Source organism: Veillonella sp. (genome assembly GCF_018364065.1).
In the GTDB taxonomy this organism is placed as follows: Bacteria; Bacillota; Negativicutes; order Veillonellales; family Veillonellaceae; genus Veillonella_A.
The window spans coordinates 1-20,681 of the sequence record NZ_JAGZMO010000010.1 but is presented as its reverse complement, the minus strand read 5'-3'; the positions used below and the strand labels follow the sequence as shown (position 1 = coordinate 20,681).

Annotated in this window: 2 protein-coding genes; both read left to right on the top strand. The window is 42.2% G+C overall.

The features are described 5' to 3' along the window. Positions 1-429: 429 nt before the first annotated feature. On the top strand, positions 430-15,000 hold the full coding sequence (locus KHZ77_RS08845) for an ESPR-type extended signal peptide-containing protein (protein ID WP_295198057.1): 14,571 nt from the start codon (positions 430-432) through the stop codon (positions 14,998-15,000). Between the two features lie 686 nt (positions 15,001-15,686). Continuing rightward, a partial coding sequence (locus KHZ77_RS08840; protein ID WP_295198054.1) for an ESPR-type extended signal peptide-containing protein occupies positions 15,687-20,681 on the top strand: 4,995 nt, incomplete at its 3' end.

Genomic DNA, 20,681 nt, shown 5'->3' with positions numbered 1-20,681 from the left:
GATTGAAAATTAATAATGAGTTGCTTAATGCAATCTTCATGATGTATAAAAATAATTTTGATGACATGAAAATTATTGATAAATAACTATGAGATAATAATGAAGAATAATATCAAAACTTGAAAATGAGATTGACACTATCTATTTATATAGCTAAAATTAAAGTGAATGATTAATGAATAAGGTATAATTAAACGGTATGTTCGGGAGTGTTTACACATAGTGTTTAATTGATAACAAAGTTTAAATCATCTCAAAAAAGAGCATAATTATTAAATCTGTTTATGAATAAAAAGGGGCGGATTTTATAGAATTTATGGAGTTAGTGAAACAAAAATTTTTGATTATCAACTTTTTTGAAAAAACTTGCAAATACTTAGCAATTTGTGTGATTCTAAACGATTTGTTAATTGTAAGGAGGCTTTATAGATGAATCGTCATTATAAAGTAGTATGGAGTCGAGTAAAACACATGTATGTGGTTGTGTCAGAGCTAGCCAAGAATAATGGCAAAGCTGCTTCAACAAAGAGCAGCGTAGGCCAGAAACTCGGGGTAGCTCTTTCTGTCTTGGCACTGTGTGCGGGGATGACGGCGGGAGTTAGTGCGGCTGATCAGTATTACAGTGCTAATGATATGGGTGGTCGCTTGGCTAATATGGGTAACCAAGATAATAGTGGTGCACAAGGTATTGGTTCTGTAGCAGCCGGTGTGGGGGCTAAGGTAAATTCTGCCAGTGGTAGTTTCCAAGGTGCTATGGCCACTGTTGTAGGTTCTTTGAATACTGTGGCGGCAGGTACTCAAACCGTAGTTCCGTTTGATGGTGTTGCCAATGCTATTGTTGGTGCAGCTAATGCTACGCAGAATGCCAATGCCACCTTGATTTTTGGTGCCGGTAATGCCGTAACCAATTCTTATGGTGATGTAACCTTTAATATTGGTAATGTTGATCCGACGGATCCCATAGCTACTGCTAAAGCTTTAGCTGCTTCGGTAGGCAACAGTGGCGGTCAAGTTTTGGTTGTTGGTGGTGCTAATACCGTAGATTATGCTCGCTTCTCCGCTATTACCGGTGTAAGTAACTCCTTAACAGGTAATTCAAGTAATGGTAGTGAATATAACTTTATTACCGGTGCAAAAAATACCTTATCAAATACAGACAGTACATATGTAATCGGCTCGAGCAATACCGTATCCGACGGGACTTCCAATGTTGTAATTGGCGATAAACGTAAATTAACAGGCGCGACAAATGATGTTGTCATCGGCTCTGCTGACGAAGAAATGGAAACGACCGTATCCGATGCAACTATTTTGGGCCATAATGCCAATGCAACCGTAGCTGACGGTGTCGCTTTGGGATCTAACTCTGTTGCTAGCGTAGCAGCCGGTGTTGCAGGTACCGTGCCGACGGGGACTACTGTTTCCGATACAGATAAAGCAAGTGCAACTTGGACGTCTACTTTAGGTGCAGTCTCTGTTGGTGATACTGCTAATAATTTAACTCGTCAGATTACAGGCGTAGCAGCCGGTACTCAGGCTACCGATGCGGTTAACGTGGCACAACTTAATGCGGTAAATACAGTGGTAAATACGAATACGACAAGCCTTAGTGCTTTGCAAACAACCGTAGCTGCCAATGCACCTCACTTTATTCAGATAAATACAGGCACAAGTGGCACCAACTATAATAACAATGGTGCTCCGGGAACCGATTCAATTGCTATCGGTCGAGCTAACACGGCAGCTAATAGGAGTATTATTATTGGCCAAGGCACAATTAGTAATAATGATGCCTCTAAGGCTAAGGGAAACGGTGATGTTGCTATCGGTGTTGCAGTACAAGTCAATAACTATGTAAACCAAGGTGGCGGCATTGCTATCGGTTATAACGCACGTAGTGAAAATATGAATGGTCGTCAAGAATATTATTTAGGTTTAGGCCAGACAAAATATAGTGGCGGTGGCTTTTTTAGCATTGGCACACCGGATAATCCAGAAAATATGGTGACCGGTATTGCTATAGGCAGAAACTCTTTTGCACGTTCCGGTAGTACCATGGTGGGGACGCATAATTATTCTGGAGCTATAGGTGATGTCACTCTTAGTACAAATCCTGCTTCAAGTATGCTTCAACCTAACTTGAGCCCTTTCGCTACCACTATTGGTGCAAATAGCTTTAGTGCAGGTGCCATGTCTACTGTTACCGGTGTTTACTCGATTGCTACTTCGGATTATAAAGGTCTTGGCGGCTTTAATTTTGATGATACGGCTAAAGCACCTAAAAACTTTGGGGCCACCATTATGGGCTCATTAAATAGTATCGAATCGGCAACTTCAGAAAATAATGCGGCCGGGGTAGCTACGAGTATTGTAGGTCTTGCCAATGTGGCTAATAATGCAAACGGTGCTTTGATTTTTGGTGCAGGTAACGAAATTAGCAATTCGATTACTGATATTGATGTGCCTCAAGATAGTACTATTAGTTCGGCCAAAGCATTACAGACTAAACTGATGAGTGCAATTAAGTCATCTAATAGTGGCGGCTCGACTATGGTAATGGGTGGTGGCAATAAAGCTGACTACACTCAATTATCTTCGGTCATCGGTGTTAATAATACTTTGAGCGGTACAAGTGATGATATCAGTACATACAATTATATTTCCGGTTTTAATAATACGGCATCAAATGTGGATAATGTAACTGTAATTGGTAGAAATCGTAACGTAACCGGTGCTGATAATAGTATCGTTATCGGTAGAGCTGATTCGACTCTTGAAACAACAGCTAGCGATGCTGTTGCTATTGGTAGAAATACAAATGTGACTATTGATGGAGGTACAGCACTTGGGCTTAACTCTATTGCTAGTGTTGATAAAGGTAGTATAGGTTATGATCAATCCGGTAAAATTACGGACACAACTAACCTTGCAGGAAATAATCAGGCACAATATGATGCACTTCAAGCTACAATTACAACGAATAAACAGACTGTTAGCGATTTGAATGCGACAATTACTCAATTAGAAGAAGAACAGAGTCAATATAATTGGTGGGATAATGAGTACTTTACTATAGCTAGCCAAATCAAGGAAAATCAAGAAAAATTGGCAACGGCTGAAGCAGAGTTAACCAGTAATGAGATTGCTGCGGATAAGATGATTGCTGCTTGGCAGGCGACCGGTGCGTCGGTATCTGTTGGTGATAGTTCAACAGGTTTAAGTCGTCAGATTACTAACGTAGCAGCCGGTACAAATGATACCGATGCTGTTAACGTAGCACAGCTCAAAGCTGCTAAAGTAGAAGTAGTGGGCTCCGGAGATAATGTTACAGTTACTAGTGATAATTCCGAAGGTTATACTAAGTACACCGTAGCTGCTACTGATACACAAGTAACGGGTCTTTCTTTGGATAAAAATACACTTACGCTTACGCAGAATGGTCTTGAACCGCTTACAGTAGAAGGTATTGCGACTACAGCGGATCTTGCAGCAGATAAGACGCACTTCTTCAGCGTAAACTCCGGAACCAGTGGCACTAACTATAATAACGATGGCGCAAAAGGCACAGATTCTATTGCAATCGGTAAAGCCAGCACAGCTGCAGATAATAGCATTGCTATCGGTAATGGTGCCAGCGTTTCTGATAGTAATGGTGGTAAAGGCAGCGGTGATATTGCTATCGGTAACGGGGCGAAAATTAATAACTATGTTGACCAAAGTGCAAGTATTGCAATCGGTCAAAATGCACAAATTGATAATATGTCCGGTATGCAAGAGTTTATGTTTGGGCTAGGACAAACTAATTATAATATAGTTGATAGACCTGGTGGCGGTATGGCATTTATTCCGGAAGATCCTTCGAAAGTAGCTACCGGCATTGCAATCGGTGAAAACACCTTCGTTCGTACCGGTGGTTTGATGATTGGTACGCATAATTATCGTGGAGCTTTAGGCGATGTTGATGTAGATAGTGCCAATATCCGTGCTACCGGTGTTAATGTTAATAGTACGACTTTAGGTACAAACAGCTATAACAGCGGAGCTTTTGCCACTATTGTAGGTTCATACTCCATTGCCAGTGGTAACTATGCCAGCGGTGGTGATGAGAATAATGCCGGCAAAAATCTGGGAACTACTATTGTAGGTTCTTTGAACAGTGTAGAATCCTCTACTGCTGAAAATACAACATCTGGTGTAGCCAATAGCGTTGTTGGTTTTGCAAACCGTACCTTTAATTCAAATGGATCTTTAATCTTTGGTGCAGGGAATGAGATTACTAACTCTGTAAGTGAAATTGAAGGGGTAAATCTTACTCTTGATGGTTCTGCAAAAGATTTACAAACTGGTTTAATAGAAGGTATTAAGGCATCCAATAGTGGCGGTTCAACGCTTGCGATTGGTGGTGCCAATAAAGCCGATTATACATTGGAATCGGCACTTATCGGTGTTAATAATACCTTAAAAGGAACTGATAGTGCTGTTAGCCAATATAACTTATTGACTGGTTATAATAATACGGCAACAAGTGTAGAAAATGTTACTGTAACAGGTAGTAACAACACAGTTAGTGGTTCTACTTCTATCGTTAACCTAGGTAATGAAAATGCTGTAGCAGACTCGAATAATACGATTCTCCTTGGCGATAATCGTACCGTAACCGGCTCTGACAACAGCGTTATCTTAGGTCGAGCTAATAGCACGACGACGAACAGCACCTTCCGTGCTGCAGCCGATACAACACTGACGACTACGGCGGATAACGTAGTCGTTATGGGCTACAACGCTAACGCGACTGTAGACGACAGTGTCGCTTTAGGCTCCAACTCTGTAGCAAGCGTTGATAAAGGCGTGGCAGGCTATAATCCAAGCACTAAAGAATTAACCGGTACCGCTTGGACTTCTACTGTAGGTTCTGTATCTGTGGGTGATGCAGCAAATGAGATTACTCGTCAGATTACGGGTGTTGCAGCCGGTACTGCAGATACTGATGCCGTTAACGTAGCACAATTAAAAGCAAACAAAGTAGATTTAAAAGCAGGCGATAAAGTAACGATTACGTCTGCTGTAGCTGATGATGGTGCTACTACCTATACAATTGCTTCGACTGATACGAATACAGTCTTGGCAAAAGGCGAAATTACATATAGCACTAACGGTGCTGACGGTACTTTAGTCTTAACGGATTCTGATAATAATCCTGTTGAAGTAACCGGTTTGAAGAACACCTTTGTAGAAAGTGCGGCTTTGGATACAGATACACATACCTTAACACTTACTCGCAATGAGGGCGCCCCTATTCAGGTAACCGGTATTGCAACCACTGCTGATATTACGGCCAATAAAGTTAAATACTTCTCTGTAAAATCTGAATTAGCAGCTAACCAAAACAATGACGGTGCTAAGGGCACAAATTCTGTTGCTATCGGCCCTAACGCTGTAGCAGAACATGAAAATGGCATAGCCTTGGGGACGAATGTTCTTTCCGGTGGTAAGGGCAGCGTTGTAATCGGTAGTGATGCTCGAGTTGCACAAAATATTGCTTTGGAAGGTAGTATTGTTATCGGTAAAGGTGCTGAAGCCTTCACCGGTGGCGGTGAACAAGAGGCTTTGTTGGGAATGGATCCTACCAATTGGCCTAAGCGAGGTTCCGGTGGATATGATAATCCGACTGATGCCAGCCGCGTAGCTACATCTATTGTTATCGGTACCAATGCTTATGGTCGTACCGGTACAATTGACATTGGTGATCGTGTGTACAAAGGCACCATGGGTGGTAAAGAAATTACGGATAAAAATTCCAGCTTCCATGTAAATCAGACTACCTTGGGGACAAACAGTTATAATAAAGGGTTGTTCTCAACTATGGTAGGCTCTTACTCTATTGCAACAGGTGGGTTTACAGGTGATGGCGGAAGAAATACGCTGGCTTATGGTGCACAAAACTTTGGTGCAACCGTAATGGGCTCCTTGAACAGTATTCGTTCAAACGGCAGTGGTAGTTTATTTAATCCTTCTTACCAAGGTGTTGCCAATACTATCGTTGGTTTAGGGAATATTACGGATAACACTAATGGTTCCTTAGTATTTGGTGCCGGTAATAAGATTACTAATTCGATTACTGATATTTCTATGCCAACGAGTGGAGCTGACTCTGTAGATGCTATGGTGGATAAGCTTCAGGATACGATTAAAAAGTCCAGTAGCGGTGGTGCAACGTTAGCTATTGGTGGTGGCAATACTGCTGATTATACACGTAGATCTTCTATTATTGGTGTTAACAACACATTGACCGGCGCAAGCAGTAATATTAGTCAGAATAATGCGTTGACTGGGTATAACAATAAGGCAACTAATGTAGATAATGTAACTGTGACCGGTACTAATAATACCGTAACAGATACAACGACGGCTGTTGTAATTGGTGATAATCGTACATTAACTGGTGTAAATAACAATGTTATTCTCGGCTCTGCAGACTCTGCGCTAGAAACAACTGTTAGTGACGCAGTAGCTGTTGGTAGAAATGCTAATGTTACTATTGAAGGTGGCGTAGCTCTTGGCGCTAACTCTGTGGCTCGTACAGATAAGGGCGTTGTAGGTTATGATCCATCTGGTAGAATTACCGATGCGGATAGTATTTTAGGTAGTAATACGCAGTATCAGAGCTTACAGACGGAAGTAACCGATGCACAAACAACTATAACTACGTTAAATAGTGAAGCTGCTGAATTACAAGGATACATGGATCAAATTAAGCAGATAGACCCTAATGGTTATGAACAGCAAGAAGCTTATCAAGCTTTCAAAGCTCAGTATGATGCTAAACAAACTGAAATCACTGCAGCTCAGGCTGATTTGGACAGCAAACAAAGTGCATTGGCTGAAGCCGGTAAAGCTTTGTATACATGGCAGTCCACAGCCGGATCGGTATCTGTAGGTGATGTTTCTAAAGGTATCACTCGTCAGATTACAGATGTAGCAGCTGGTACGGCTGATACTGATGCCGTAAACGTAGCACAGTTGAAAGCTAATAAAGTAACAGTAGCAGCAGGCAATGATAATGTTACAGTTACATCTACTGCGGCTGATGATGGTGGTACAATGTATACCGTTGCATCGAAAGACACCTACACTACGAAGGGGACTTACGATGCAGACAGCAAGAAGATTACATTCACTCAGAACGATACCGAGAAAAACTATGAAGTGGATTTAAGTGGTATTACAGATAATATTGACAAAGGCTTAAGCTTTGCCGGTGATTCCGGAGATGCTATTAACAAGCAACTGGGTGAAACCATGGATATCGTCGGCGGTGCTACTGATGTGACGACCGGCAGCAATATCGGTGTGGTTTCCGCAGATGGTAAACTCAATGTTCGGTTGGCGAAAGACCTTACGGGCTTGAACAGTGTCAAAGTCGGTGATGCGGTAACCCTCGGTACAACCGGTTTGACAATCACTAATGGTCCGTCCGTTACAACAACCGGTATCAATGCGGGCAATCAGAAGATTACTAATGTAGTAGCCGGTGTAGCGGATACTGATGCAGTCAACGTATCTCAATTGAATGCTAATAAGATTCATTACTTCCAGGTAAATTCTGCGGCTAACGGCACTAACTATAATAACAACGGTGCAACCGGTACTGATGCAATTGCTATTGGTAAAGCAACTGCAATGCCACATAACAGCGTTGTTATTGGTAATAATGCACAAGCCCTAGATAGTAACGGCGGCAAAGGTAGTGGTGATATTGCCATCGGTAACGGCGCAAAAATTAATAACTATGCAGATCAGAGCGCAAGTATTGCTATCGGTCAAAATGCACAAATTGATAATATGGCAGGGCAACAGGAAGCGCTATTTAGCCTAGGTCAGACGACATTTAGTGGTAGTATTGCCACAAGCTCAAGAATACCTGCAGACCCATCTAAAGTGGCAACTGGTATCGCCATTGGTGAAAATACATTCGTTCGTTCCGGTGGTTTAATGATTGGTACTCATAATTACCGTGGTGCTTTGGGCGATGTGGATGTTGATAGTGCTAATACTCGGGCAACTGGCGTTAACATCAATGCAACGACTTTAGGTACTAACAGTTATAACAATGGTGCTTTTTCTACTATTACCGGTGCTTACAATATTGCCACAGGTAACTATCTAGGTGGTCGAAACACTTTTGATGCAGGGAAAAACTTCGGTGCTACTATTATGGGCTCCTTGAATAGTGTGGAATCGGCAACAGCATCAAGTCGCTACTCCGGTATCGCGAACAGCGTTGTCGGTACAGCAAACCGCACATTTAACGCTAATGGATCCTTGATTTTTGGTGCGGGCAATGAAATTACCAACTCGGTTACTACTATTAATGCACCTACATCAGCAGGTGATTCAGCTAAGGCTTTACAGGATACTTTGATGAGTACTATTAAGTCTTCTGCTAGTGGTGGCTCGACTCTTGCAATCGGTGGCGGCAACAAAGCTGACTATACTTTACGAACCGCGATTATTGGTGTAAACAATACAGTGACAGGTACGAGCAGTAACGTTAGTCAGGAAAACTATGTTACCGGGTATAACAATACCGGTACTAATGTAGATAATGTAACAATTATCGGTACAAATCGTACGGTATCCGATGCAGCTAATAGCGTAGTTATCGGCTCGGCTGATTCTGTAATGACATCAAGTGCTAGTGATGCGGTTACTATCGGTCGAAATGCAAATACAACTATTGATGGTGGTGTAGCTTTAGGTTCCAGCTCTGTAGCAAGTGTTGATAAAGGTGCAGTAGGCTATAATCCAAGCGTTGAAGAATTGACTGATGCTGAAAAAGCAAGTGCGACTTGGACGTCTACCTTGGCGGCTGTTTCTGTAGGTGATAGTGATAATAACTTGACACGTCAAATCACCAATGTAGCAGCAGGTACTAATGATACTGATGCTGTTAACGTAGCACAGTTGAAAGCTAATAAGGTAACCTTGACCGCAGGTGATAATGTAACAATTACGCCTACGACTGCCACCGATGGCTCAACGGATTATAAGATTGCGTCCACAGATACGAATACATATGTAACAGAAGGTTCATTGAGTGCGGATGGAACATTAACACTTACTCGAAATGACAAGGGTGCTGTTATTATAAAAGGTTTGGCTACAAAAGATGATGTGGCTAATAGTGAGACACATTATTATAGTGTAAATGATAGAGGCAATACTGTTGCCAACTATGATAATAAAGGAGCTAAAGGTGGCATGTCCTTAGCTGCAGGACCGGCAGCATCGGCTTATGGTTCGGCATCAACAGTAACTGGGGCATTCTCTCGTATTGAAGGTAATGGCGAAAATGGTATGAGTGTTGGTTTCCAAGGTGCTACGGCTTCTGTATACGGTTCCTTCAACGTTGTAGGTGCACAATCCGGAACAACCTTTGATGGCGTAGCCAACAGTATTGTCGGTGTAGCTAATAAAACAGAAAATGCCAATGCCGCATTAATTATGGGGGCCGGTAATAAGATTACAAACTCGTATCGTCCGGTAGACATGACTACTGTAGGGCCTTTAGCTAGTGGCATGCAGAAAGCTATTGATTCTGGTGATACGGATGATATGATTACGGCCTTAAGCGATATGGTAAAAACTAGCGGTGGTGCAGTTCTTGCTGTAGGTGGAGCTAATACGGCTGACTATGCATTACTTTCTAAAGTGGTTGGGGTAGGGAATACTTTGACAGGTACTGAAGGTAATGAAAGTAAGCTTAATATGCTTGACGGGTATATGAATACAGGTACTAATGTTAATAATGTTACAATTATCGGTAGCGGTAATACTGTGACTAATACCAATAAAGCAATTGTTCTTGGTGATAGTAGACAATTAACAAGTGCTTCCAATAGTGTAATCCTTGGTTCAGCAGATAGAACTATGGCAACAACGGTGGCTGATGCGACTGCTATTGGTCATAATGCCAATGTGACCGTAGCTAATGGCGTTGCCTTAGGCTCTGGTTCTGTAGCAAGTGTTGATGCAGGTGTTGCAGGCTATGATGTAGAGACTGAAAAGGCATCTACAAATACAACAGCAACATGGAAATCTACAGCAGCTGCTGTCTCCGTAGGTGATACAGCTAATAATATTACTCGCCAGATTACAGGTGTTGCAGCAGGTATGGAAGATACTGATGCTGTTAACGTGGCACAGTTGAAAAAAGTTGCCCAGGCAGCTTCCGATGCCGGTAATACAACGTTGAAGTTTACCGGTGATGATACAACAGCTGAAATTTCCCGAGGTAATAATGATGTCCTCAATATTACTGGCGGTGCAGCTAGCAGTAACTTAACCGATGGTAACATCGGTGTTGTAAAAGACGGCGATACTGCACTGAAAGTTAAATTATCTAAGGATCTTACTGGTTTGAATAGTGTTGCAGTTGGTGATGTAGTAACCCTTGGTACAACCGGCTTGACTATCACTAATGGTCCATCTGTTACTACTACAGGCATTGATGCAGGTAGTAAAACAATTACTAATGTAGCTAATGGTGTGAACCCTACTGATGCAGTTAACGTATCTCAGTTGAATGCGAATAAAGTAACAGTAGTAGCAGGCAATGATAATGTTACAGTTACACCTACTACTGCTGATGATGGCGCTACAACGTATACAGTTGCATCAAAAGACACCTACACTACTAGTGGCACTTATGACGCTAACAGTAAGAAAATTAAATTTGTGCAGAACGATACTAAGAAGAACTATGAAGTAGATTTAAGTGCTTTGGCTACAAGTGATGAAGTAGCGTCCAGCGCAACTCATTACTACAGTGTAAATGATAGAGGTAGTACTGTAGCAAACTATGATAATACAGGGGCTAAAGCCGGAATGTCGATAGCTGCAGGACCGGCAGCATCGGCCTATGGTTCGGCATCAACAGTAACCGGGGCATTCTCTCGTATTGAAGGCAATGGCGAAAATGGTATGAGCGTTGGTTTCCAAGGCGCTACGGCTTCTGTATACGGTTCCTTCAACGTTGTAGGAGCACAATCCGGAACAACCTTTGATGGCGTGGCCAATAGTATTGTCGGTGTAGCTAATAAAACAGAAAATGCCAATGCCGCATTAATTATGGGGGCAGGTAATAAGATTACAAACTCGTATCGTCCGGTAGATATGACTACTGTAGGGCCTTTAGCTAGTGGTATGCAGAAAGCTATTGATTCTGGTGATACAGATGATATGATTACGGCCTTAAGCGATATGGTAAAAACTAGCGGTGGTGCAGTTCTTGCTGTAGGCGGAGCTAATACGGCTGACTATGCATTACTTTCTAAAGTGGTTGGGGTAGGGAATACTTTGACAGGTACTGAAGGTAATGAAAGTAAGCTTAACATGCTTGACGGGTATATGAATACAGGTACTAACGTTAATAATGTTACAATTATCGGTAGCGGTAACACTGTGACTAATACCAATAAAGCAATTGTTCTTGGTGATAGCAGACAATTAACAAGTGCTTCCAATAGCGTAATCCTTGGTTCGGCAGATAGAACTATGGCAACAACAGTAGCCGATGCAACTGTGATTGGCCATAATGCAAATGTAACGGTGGCTAATGGTGTAGCGTTAGGTTCCGGTTCTGTAGCAAGTGTTGATGCAGGTGTTGCAGGTTATGATGTAGAGACTGAAAAGGCATCTACAAATACAACAGCAACATGGAAATCTACAGCGGCTGCCGTATCTGTAGGTGATGCTGCTAATAATGTTACTCGTCAAATTACAGGCGTTGCAGCCGGTATGGAAGATACTGATGCGGTTAACGTGGCACAGTTGAAAAAAGTTGCGCAGGCAGCTTCCGATGCCGGTAATACAACTCTGAAATTTACCGGTGATGATAAGACAGCTGAAATTTCCCGAGGCAATAATGATGTCCTCAATATTACCGGCGGTGCAGCTAGCAGTAACTTAACAGATGGTAATATCGGTGTGGTAAAAGACGGCGATACTGCATTGAAAGTTAAATTATCTAAAGATCTTACAGGCTTAAATAGTGTTGCAGTTGGTGATGCAGTGGCCCTTGGTACAACAGGCTTGACAATCACTAATGGGCCATCCGTTACTACAACAGGTATTGATGCAGGTAGTAAAACAATTACTAATGTAGCTAATGGTGTGAACCCTACCGATGCAGTTAACGTATCTCAGTTGAACGCTAACAAAGTAACTGTAGTTGAAGGTGAGAATGTAAAACTTAACACTGTGAAAACAGATGATGGTACTACTTATACGGTAAATGCTATTGATACCAAGGTAACCGGTGGTACGGCTACCTATGATAAATCTACGGGTGCAGGGACAATCACGTTGACTACAACTGATGTTGCAAATCCGGTAAAAGTTACTGGGCTCCAGGATACTTATGTAACGGATGTTGATTTGGAGGATCATACATTAACCATTACGCAAAATGCAGGAAATCCGTTTGTTGTTAATAACATTGCAACATTGGATGATGGTTTGAACTTTACAGGCGATACGGCAGGCGTAACAATTGCTAAGAAATTGAATTCGACCTTATCTATTACCGGTGGTATCACAGACGAAACAAAACTTTCAGATAATAACATCGGTGTTGTTGCTAAGGCTGATGGCGGTTTAACTGTTAAGTTGGCTAAAGATCTCACAATGGCTGACGGTAGCATCTCCTTCAATAACGGTGTTAAATTATCCAGCACAGGCCTCGACAATGGCAACCAGAAGATTACTAACGTAGCAGCCGGTACAGCTGATACTGATGCTGTTAACGTAAGTCAGTTGAATAGTGCTATTAAAGGTGCAAAACATACTGAAGTTACCTTAAATGGCAATGCTCCAACTGCAGGCGCTGATGGTGCTTTAGGCAGCTACATCGGAACCGGCAACCTTACTATGGCTGTGAAAGATGTTGACGGTCAGAAGGTTTATGACTTGAAGATGAGTAATAACCTTGTAGCCGGTACTCCTGGTGCAGATGGTAAAAACGGCGAAGCCGGTAGCGTTACTATTATCGGTGAACCTGGTTCAGCAGGTGCTGACGGTAAGAATGCAAGTGCCAACATTATCGTAAAAGACGGGTCTAACGGTCTTGATGGTAAAGACGGATTTACTCGTGTTGTTTATACAGATGAAGATGGCACTCCACATGAAGTGGCAACATTGGATGATGGTTTGAATTTCACTGGCGATACTGCAGACGTAACAGTTTCCAAGAAACTGAATGAAACATTATCGATTACCGGTGGTATCACTGATGCAGATCAACTTACTACCGTAGATAATATCGGTGTTGTAGCAAGCGACAGTGGCTTAAAAGTAAGATTGGCTAAAAACTTGAACGACCTTAACAGTGTTCGTGTTGGTGGTTCTGTTGAAGGTCAAGGCATCTACATTGCTAACCAGACCGGTGTTAAAACTACTACGAATAAAACTGAAGATGGATTGTTCATCACAGGTTTAACTAATACGACTTGGAATCCTACGACGGATGGTATCGTAAGTGGTCGTGCAGCTACTGAAGATCAATTACAATCTGTATATAATACAATTAACTCCACTGTAAAAGCCAATAAAGTCGTTGAAGGTAAGAATATTACTGTAACTGAGCTTGCGAATGGTGCAGGTACTCAGGTAGCATTGAAAGATGATATCACTCTTGGTGATGCATCTGGTAAGAACGTAGCTATTAGTGGTACAAACGGCACAATCACAGCCGGTGATGGTGGCTCTAACCAAGTCGCTATTGATGGTACTAACTCCACGATTACTGCAGGTACTGGAGATAACAAGGTAACTGTAGATGGTAACAGCGGCCTTGTAACAGTTGGCGATACTACGAAAGGTGCAATTTCTATCGGCAACCAAACAGTTACACCAAAAGTTGTAGGTGCTGATGGTACTGAAACTGATGGCACAGCTCAAACTGGTAAATACATTACAGGCCTTGATAACACTACTTGGGATCCAACCGGTGAAGGTTATGTAGCCGACCGTGCAGCTACTGAAGGTCAGTTGAAAGATATTGCCGACCAAATCAGCAACATCGACACAGCTGTTAAATCTTCCAGCCGTGTATTCGAAAGTGACAGTGGAGCTGATGCAGGTAGCTTAGTAACTGTTAAGAATACAGATCCAATGAAACTCAAAGGCGGCGCTACCGGTGAATTGTCTGATGGAAACATCGGCGTTGTAAATAACAGCGATAAGACTGGTTTTGACATCAAGTTGGCTAAAGACATCAAAGATATTAACACTATTCAAGTAAACAATAGCGTTAAGATTGGTATCGGTGATAAACAGACTACTATCGAAGGCGACACTATCAATACTGGTTCTGTAACTACAGGTAACACAACGATTAACAATGGTGGGTTAACGATTAAGAACGAAGATCCTACGAAGAACATTACTATCGAAAACAACAACATCAGCATGGGTGGTAATGTAGTTCAGAACGTTGGCGACGGTGTAAATGCAACTGATGCAATTAACAAAGGTCAATTTGACCGCGCTATCAGCAGCATTGACAACGGCATGGGTCAAATGAACAACCGAATCAACAAACTGGATAATCGTGTTGACCGCGTTGGTGCCGGTGCAGCCGCTCTCGCAGCATTGCATCCATTAGAATTCAGCCCTGAAGCTAAATGGGAAGTTTCCGCCGGTGTAGGTAACTACAAAGGCGCGAGTGCCGTAGCATTAGGTGCGTTCTATCGTCCAAACGGCGACACAATGTTCAGCGTTGGAACTTCCTTAGGCGGTGGTGAAAACATGATCAACGCCGGTGTAACCTTGCGTGTTGGTGATGGTGAAACCCAGAACTATCCTTCTAAGAAGGTAATGGCTCAAGAAATTACTGATTTGAAAGCAGTAGTAGCTGATCAAAACGAACGTCTTGCATCGCAAGATGAACGTATTGAAGAATTAACAAGACTCGTTAATACGTTAATCAGCAGCCGATAATATAACCTTCAGTTTTAGAACACTTAGTGGCTTATGCCGGTAAGGATAAAAAATGAACCGGTTATATGAACGGACTAACAACTGAATAGAGACAAATAGAAAGGAGCTGTGGCGACTTAGGTCGCTGCAGCTCCTTTTTGTGTTGAATAAAATGATAATTATTTGAATAAAGCGATGATTGGATAAAATGAACGATAATCATATGAGTAAAAATGCATGAGGAAAGAATGAGTTGGTGATTTTCGTATATAAAATAAATTTTCGAAGGGCTGGAGATAATTTATAAAATATTTTTATGAAATTAAATCTGATTTTAAAATGAAGAAGGATTACAATACAAATTGTTATTTATAAAATGATAATTTGTAATAATGATGAAATGTAATATTAAAATACTGCGAAAATTGATAAAAAAGTGAGATTTTTAGGGGATAGATGAGGAATAAAATCAAAATTTTGGCGATGTCTTAATTATATCAAAATTGAATAAAGAGTGAATTAAATGAAATTTTTGTGAAAAATACACATTTAGTTTATTCGATATGATTGACAGTTATCGATATAACCTATACAATAAGCTGAGTTAATAAAAGAGATTATCGTTTTCAAAATCTCTTGATTGTGTGATTTTTAAATGAACTTAAGTGAGTATTGTGTGAAAGCTCGAATCTTAGGAGGTTCTGCTAATGAATAAGCAGTATAAAGTAATTTGGAGTAAAGTAAAAAATAGTTATGTGGTAGTGTCCGAATTAGCAAAACGCCACGGCAAATCTGAATCCGGAAGCGTAACTAAATACGTTTCCATGGCTACAGCCTTAGCTGTTGTTGCATTAATTTCCGCATCCGGAATTGGTACAGTTGAAGCGGTTTCCGATATTAAAGTTGGTGACGGGTCCAAAACTAGCAACTATGTTAACCAGGTAGGTAGTATTGCTATCGGTAATGATGCCTATGTTGAGAATATGTATGGTAATCAGGAAAAAACGTTTACCTTTGGTCAAACCGATTTAACTCAGTTGGCAGCCGGTATTGCCATTGGTCAGAATACCTATGCTCGTTCCGGCAGCGTTATGATTGGCGACCACAAGTATGTAGGTGCTCTTGGTGATGTTACAGTTGACGGTTCCTCTAATACAGGTGTGCGTGCTAAATCGTTATACATCAATTCCACTACGCTTGGTGCGAACGCTTACAACTCAGGTTCTTTTTCCACAGTAAATGGTTCCTATTCCATTGCAACATCTGATTACCAAGGTCTTGGTGGTTTTGCCGGTCTTTTTGACGGACCGAAAGCAGCTAAAAACTTTGGTGCTAACATCTATGGTTCTTTGAACAGCATTGAATCCGCTACCTCTTCATCCAACTACTCCGGCGTAGCAAGCAGTGTTATTGGTACGGCAAACAGAACAGCTAACTCTAATGGTGCATTAATCTTCGGTGCGGGCAATGAAATTACAAACTCTATTACAGCGATTTCTGCTCCATCCAGTGGCGGTGCATCTGCTAAAGAATTGCAGACAACTTTGATGACTAGCATTAAGAACTCTCAAAGTGGTGGTGCCACACTTGCAATCGGTGGTGGTAATACAGCTGACTACACGCAGAAAACTTCGATTATTGGTGTAAACAATACTGTTAAAGGCACAAGCAGTAACATCAGCCAGTACAACTCTGTAACCGGCTTTAACAACACGGCGACTAATATAGACAATACAATTGTTGTTGGTACTAATAGAACATTGTCTAACTTGGCTGATACAGTTGTAATCGGTTCTGCTGATTCCGCGTTAGCAACAACTGCCAGTGATGCTGTGGCTATCGGTAGCAATGCCAATGTAACGGTTAATGGTGGTGTGGCCTTAGGTTCCGACTCTGTAGCCAGCGTAGCATCCGGTGTAGCCGGTTATAACCCTAGAACTAAAGCGGCATCTACAGATACATCCGCAACTTGGCAGTCCACATTAGGCGCTGTTTCCGTAGGTGTTCCTACTGATGGCGGTGCAGCTACTGCAACTCGTCAGATTACAGGCGTTGCAGCCGGTATGCAGGACACTGATGCTGTTAACGTAGCACAGCTCAAAGCTTCTAAAGTGAATTTAGACGCAGGTGAAAATGTAACCATTACGTCTGCTACTGAAAATGACGGTTCTACTACTTATAAGATTACAGCTACTGACACTAATACAACATTGGCTAGCGGCACAATCTCCTACGCCGGTACTGATGGTACCTTGGTATTGACTGATTCTACAGGTAAAACTGTTGAAGTAACAGGTATCAAGAACGCCTATGTAACAAGTGCATCGTTAAGTGGTAACACATTGACACTGACTCGTAATGACGGTGGTACTGTTACTGTAGACGGCATTGCGTCCTCCACAGATATTACAAATTTAACAAATACAATTAATGCTAATAAAACTCATTTCTACAGTGTTAACTCCACTGATACTACAGCCGGCAACTACAACAATAACGGTGCTACCGGTTCTAATGCATTGGCTGCCGGTGTAGCTGCTAGTGCTCAGACCAACAATTCCGTGGCTATCGGTACAAATGCTCGTGTGCTGGGTAATGGTGGTAATAGAGACACCGGCACAGGCAGTATTGCGATCGGTGAAAACGCAGTCGTTACTACTAACGGTCTTAACTTAACAAGTATTGCTATGGGTAAAGGTGCCACTGTATTGAATGGTAGTGGTAAACAGGATAGAGCATTAAGCTTCACTCCGGATAACTACACATCCGCTAGTGACCTTCCAATTGATCCTGACAAATCCCCGGGCGGTATCGCTATCGGTGCGAATGCATATGCTCGTACAGGCAGTGTTCAAATCGGCTCTCACACTATGAAGGGCTACACTATGGGCGGTTCTGAAATCAACGACCAGTCTCAGGCAAACCTTGTAGGTATGACCACAATCGGTTCCAACTCCTACAATAAAGGTGCATTAGGCAGTATGCTCGGTGCGTACTCTGTAATGACCGGTAACTTCACCGGTGCCGGCGGTTTCAACAGCCTTCTTTATGGCTCTCAAAACTTCGGCGCTAACGTAGTTGGTTCCTTGAACAGCATTCGCTCTGCCGGCTACAGCGGTGCCAGCGGTATCGCTAACAGTATCGTTGGTGTAGGCAATATTGCTGAAAATGCTAATGGTGCATTGATTTACGGTGCAGGCAATAAAATTACCAACTCTGTACAATCCATTAGCGGCATTGACACATTAACCAGCACGTTGACTGTTGATGAAATGGCTGATGCATTGCGTAAGGGCATTCAAAGCTCCGGTGGCGGCGGTTCTACCTTAGCTGTTGGTGGCGGTAATACTGCAGACTACACTCAGAACACAGCGATTATCGGTGTAAATAATACCGTTACCGGTACAAGTGCCGACATTGCTCAGTATAACTCTGTGACAGGTTACAAAAATACAGCGACTAATGTAGATAACGTAACGATTACAGGTATCAACAATACAGTATCAGATACTAAGACTGCTGTAGTAATTGGTGATAACCGTACGTTAACAGGCGTTAATAACAACGTTATCATTGGTTCTGCTGATACAGGAACTACAACAACTGTTAATAATGCAGTTGCTATCGGTCGAAATACGAATGTATCCTACGATGGCGGTGTAGCTCTTGGTGCAAATTCCCTTGCAACAGTAGATAAAGGCGCTATCGGCTATGATCCATTGGGTCAAATCACTGATACTGATAGCATTGGTGCTCTTAATAAGACGCAGTATGATGCCCTTAAATCTTCCATTGAGTCGAGCAACAGCACAGTTAGCACGTTAAACTCTGATATTGCTGATTTAAAACAGCAACAGAGCCAATACAGCAGATGGTCCAATGAATACTTTGACCTTCAAGATCAGATTGATGCAAAACAAACTGAATTGACTGCAGCTCAAAATTCCTTAAGTGCTGACCAAACTGAAATGAATAAGTTAGTGTCCACTTGGCAGGCAACCGGTGCTGCTGTATCCGTAGGTGACAGCGCTACAGGCTTAACTCGTCAGATCACTAACGTAGCAGCCGGTACAAATGATACTGATGCTGTAAACGTAGCTCAGTTGAAACAAGTTGCTAGTGCAGCTGAAGAAGCAGGCAAAACAACATTACAGTTTGCCGGCGATGATCAGAATGCAATTACCCGCGGTAATGGTCAGAAACTCAACATTACCGGTGGTGCAGCGAGCGACAATTTAACTGACGGCAACATTGGTGTTGTAAAATCCGCTGATGACACCTTACAGGTTAAATTGTCTAAAGACTTGAACGCACTTAACAGCGTTCGTGTAGGTGGATCTACTGAAGGCGAAGGAATTTACATTGCAAAACAGTCTGTAAAGAACTCCAATGGCGTTGCTGAAGAAGGTAACTACATTACAGGTTTAACAAACACAACTTGGAATCCAACGGCTAACGGTTATGTAAGTGGCCGTGCAGCAACTGAAGATCAGTTGAAATCTGTATATGACACTATTAATTCCAATGTAACTGCTAATAAAGTGATTGCCGGTAAAAATATTAGTGTTGAAGTAAACGCTGATGGCACCGGTACTAAAGTATCCTTGGAAAACAACATTACTTTAGGTTCTGACACTGATGCAGCTAAACAGGTTAATATCAATGGTGATGCAGCTACAGTTACTGCCGGCGACGGTGCTAACAAAGTAGTTGTTGACGGTACTAACGGTCAGGTAACTATCGGTGACGCTGCTAATGGCGGTATCGTAATGGGGAACCAGAGCAATGTAGTCGGCACAAAAGCTGATGGCACTACTGATTCCCAGAACGGTCAGTTCCTTACCGGCCTTGATAACACAACATGGGATCCTGCAAACAAAGGTATCGTTGAAAATCGTGCAGCAACTGAAGGTCAGTTGAAAGACGTAGCTGACAGCATTTCCAAGAAGATTGATGACATCGACACAGCTGTTAAATCTTCCAGCCGTGTATTCGAAAGCGACAGCGGGGAAGCTAATCAGGTAACTCGTAAGAATACAGATGCTATGAAACTTAAAGGCGGCGCTGATGCAAACAACTTGTCCGATAACAACATCGGTGTTGTAAATAACAGCGACGGATCCGGTTTCGACATTAAATTGTCCAAAGACATTAAAGGTCTTAACAGCATCGAAGTAGCTAACAACATTACCATCGGCTCCGGTGATAACCAGACTATCATCAACGATAGCTCTGTAAACACAGGTTCCGTAACAACCGGTAATACAACTATCAACAACAGTGGTTTAACGATTAAAAACGACGATGGTACTAATGGAATTACTATCCAAAACAATAACGTAAGCATGGGTGGTAATGTAATCCAGAACGTTGGCGATGGTGTAAATGCAACTGATGCAATTAACAAAGGTCAATTTGATCGTGCAATCAGCAGCATTGACAACGGCATGGGCCAAATGAATAACCGCATTAACAACTTGGACAACCGTGTTGACCGTGTAGGTGCCGGTGCAGCCGCACTCGCAGCTTTACATCCATTGGAATTCAGCCCTGAAGCTAAATGGGAAGTATCCGCCGGTGTAGGTAACTACAAAGGTGCTAACGCCGTAGCGTTAGGTGCGTTCTACCGTCCAAACGGTGATACAATGGTTAGCGTAGGTACTTCTTACGGCGGTGGCGAAAACATGGTTAACGCCGGTGTA

Excerpts from the sequence above, each read along its gene's own strand:
- KHZ77_RS08845 (WP_295198057.1), top strand. The coding sequence starts at position 430 with ATGAATCGTCATTATAAAGTAGTATGGAGTCGAGTAAAACACATGTAT.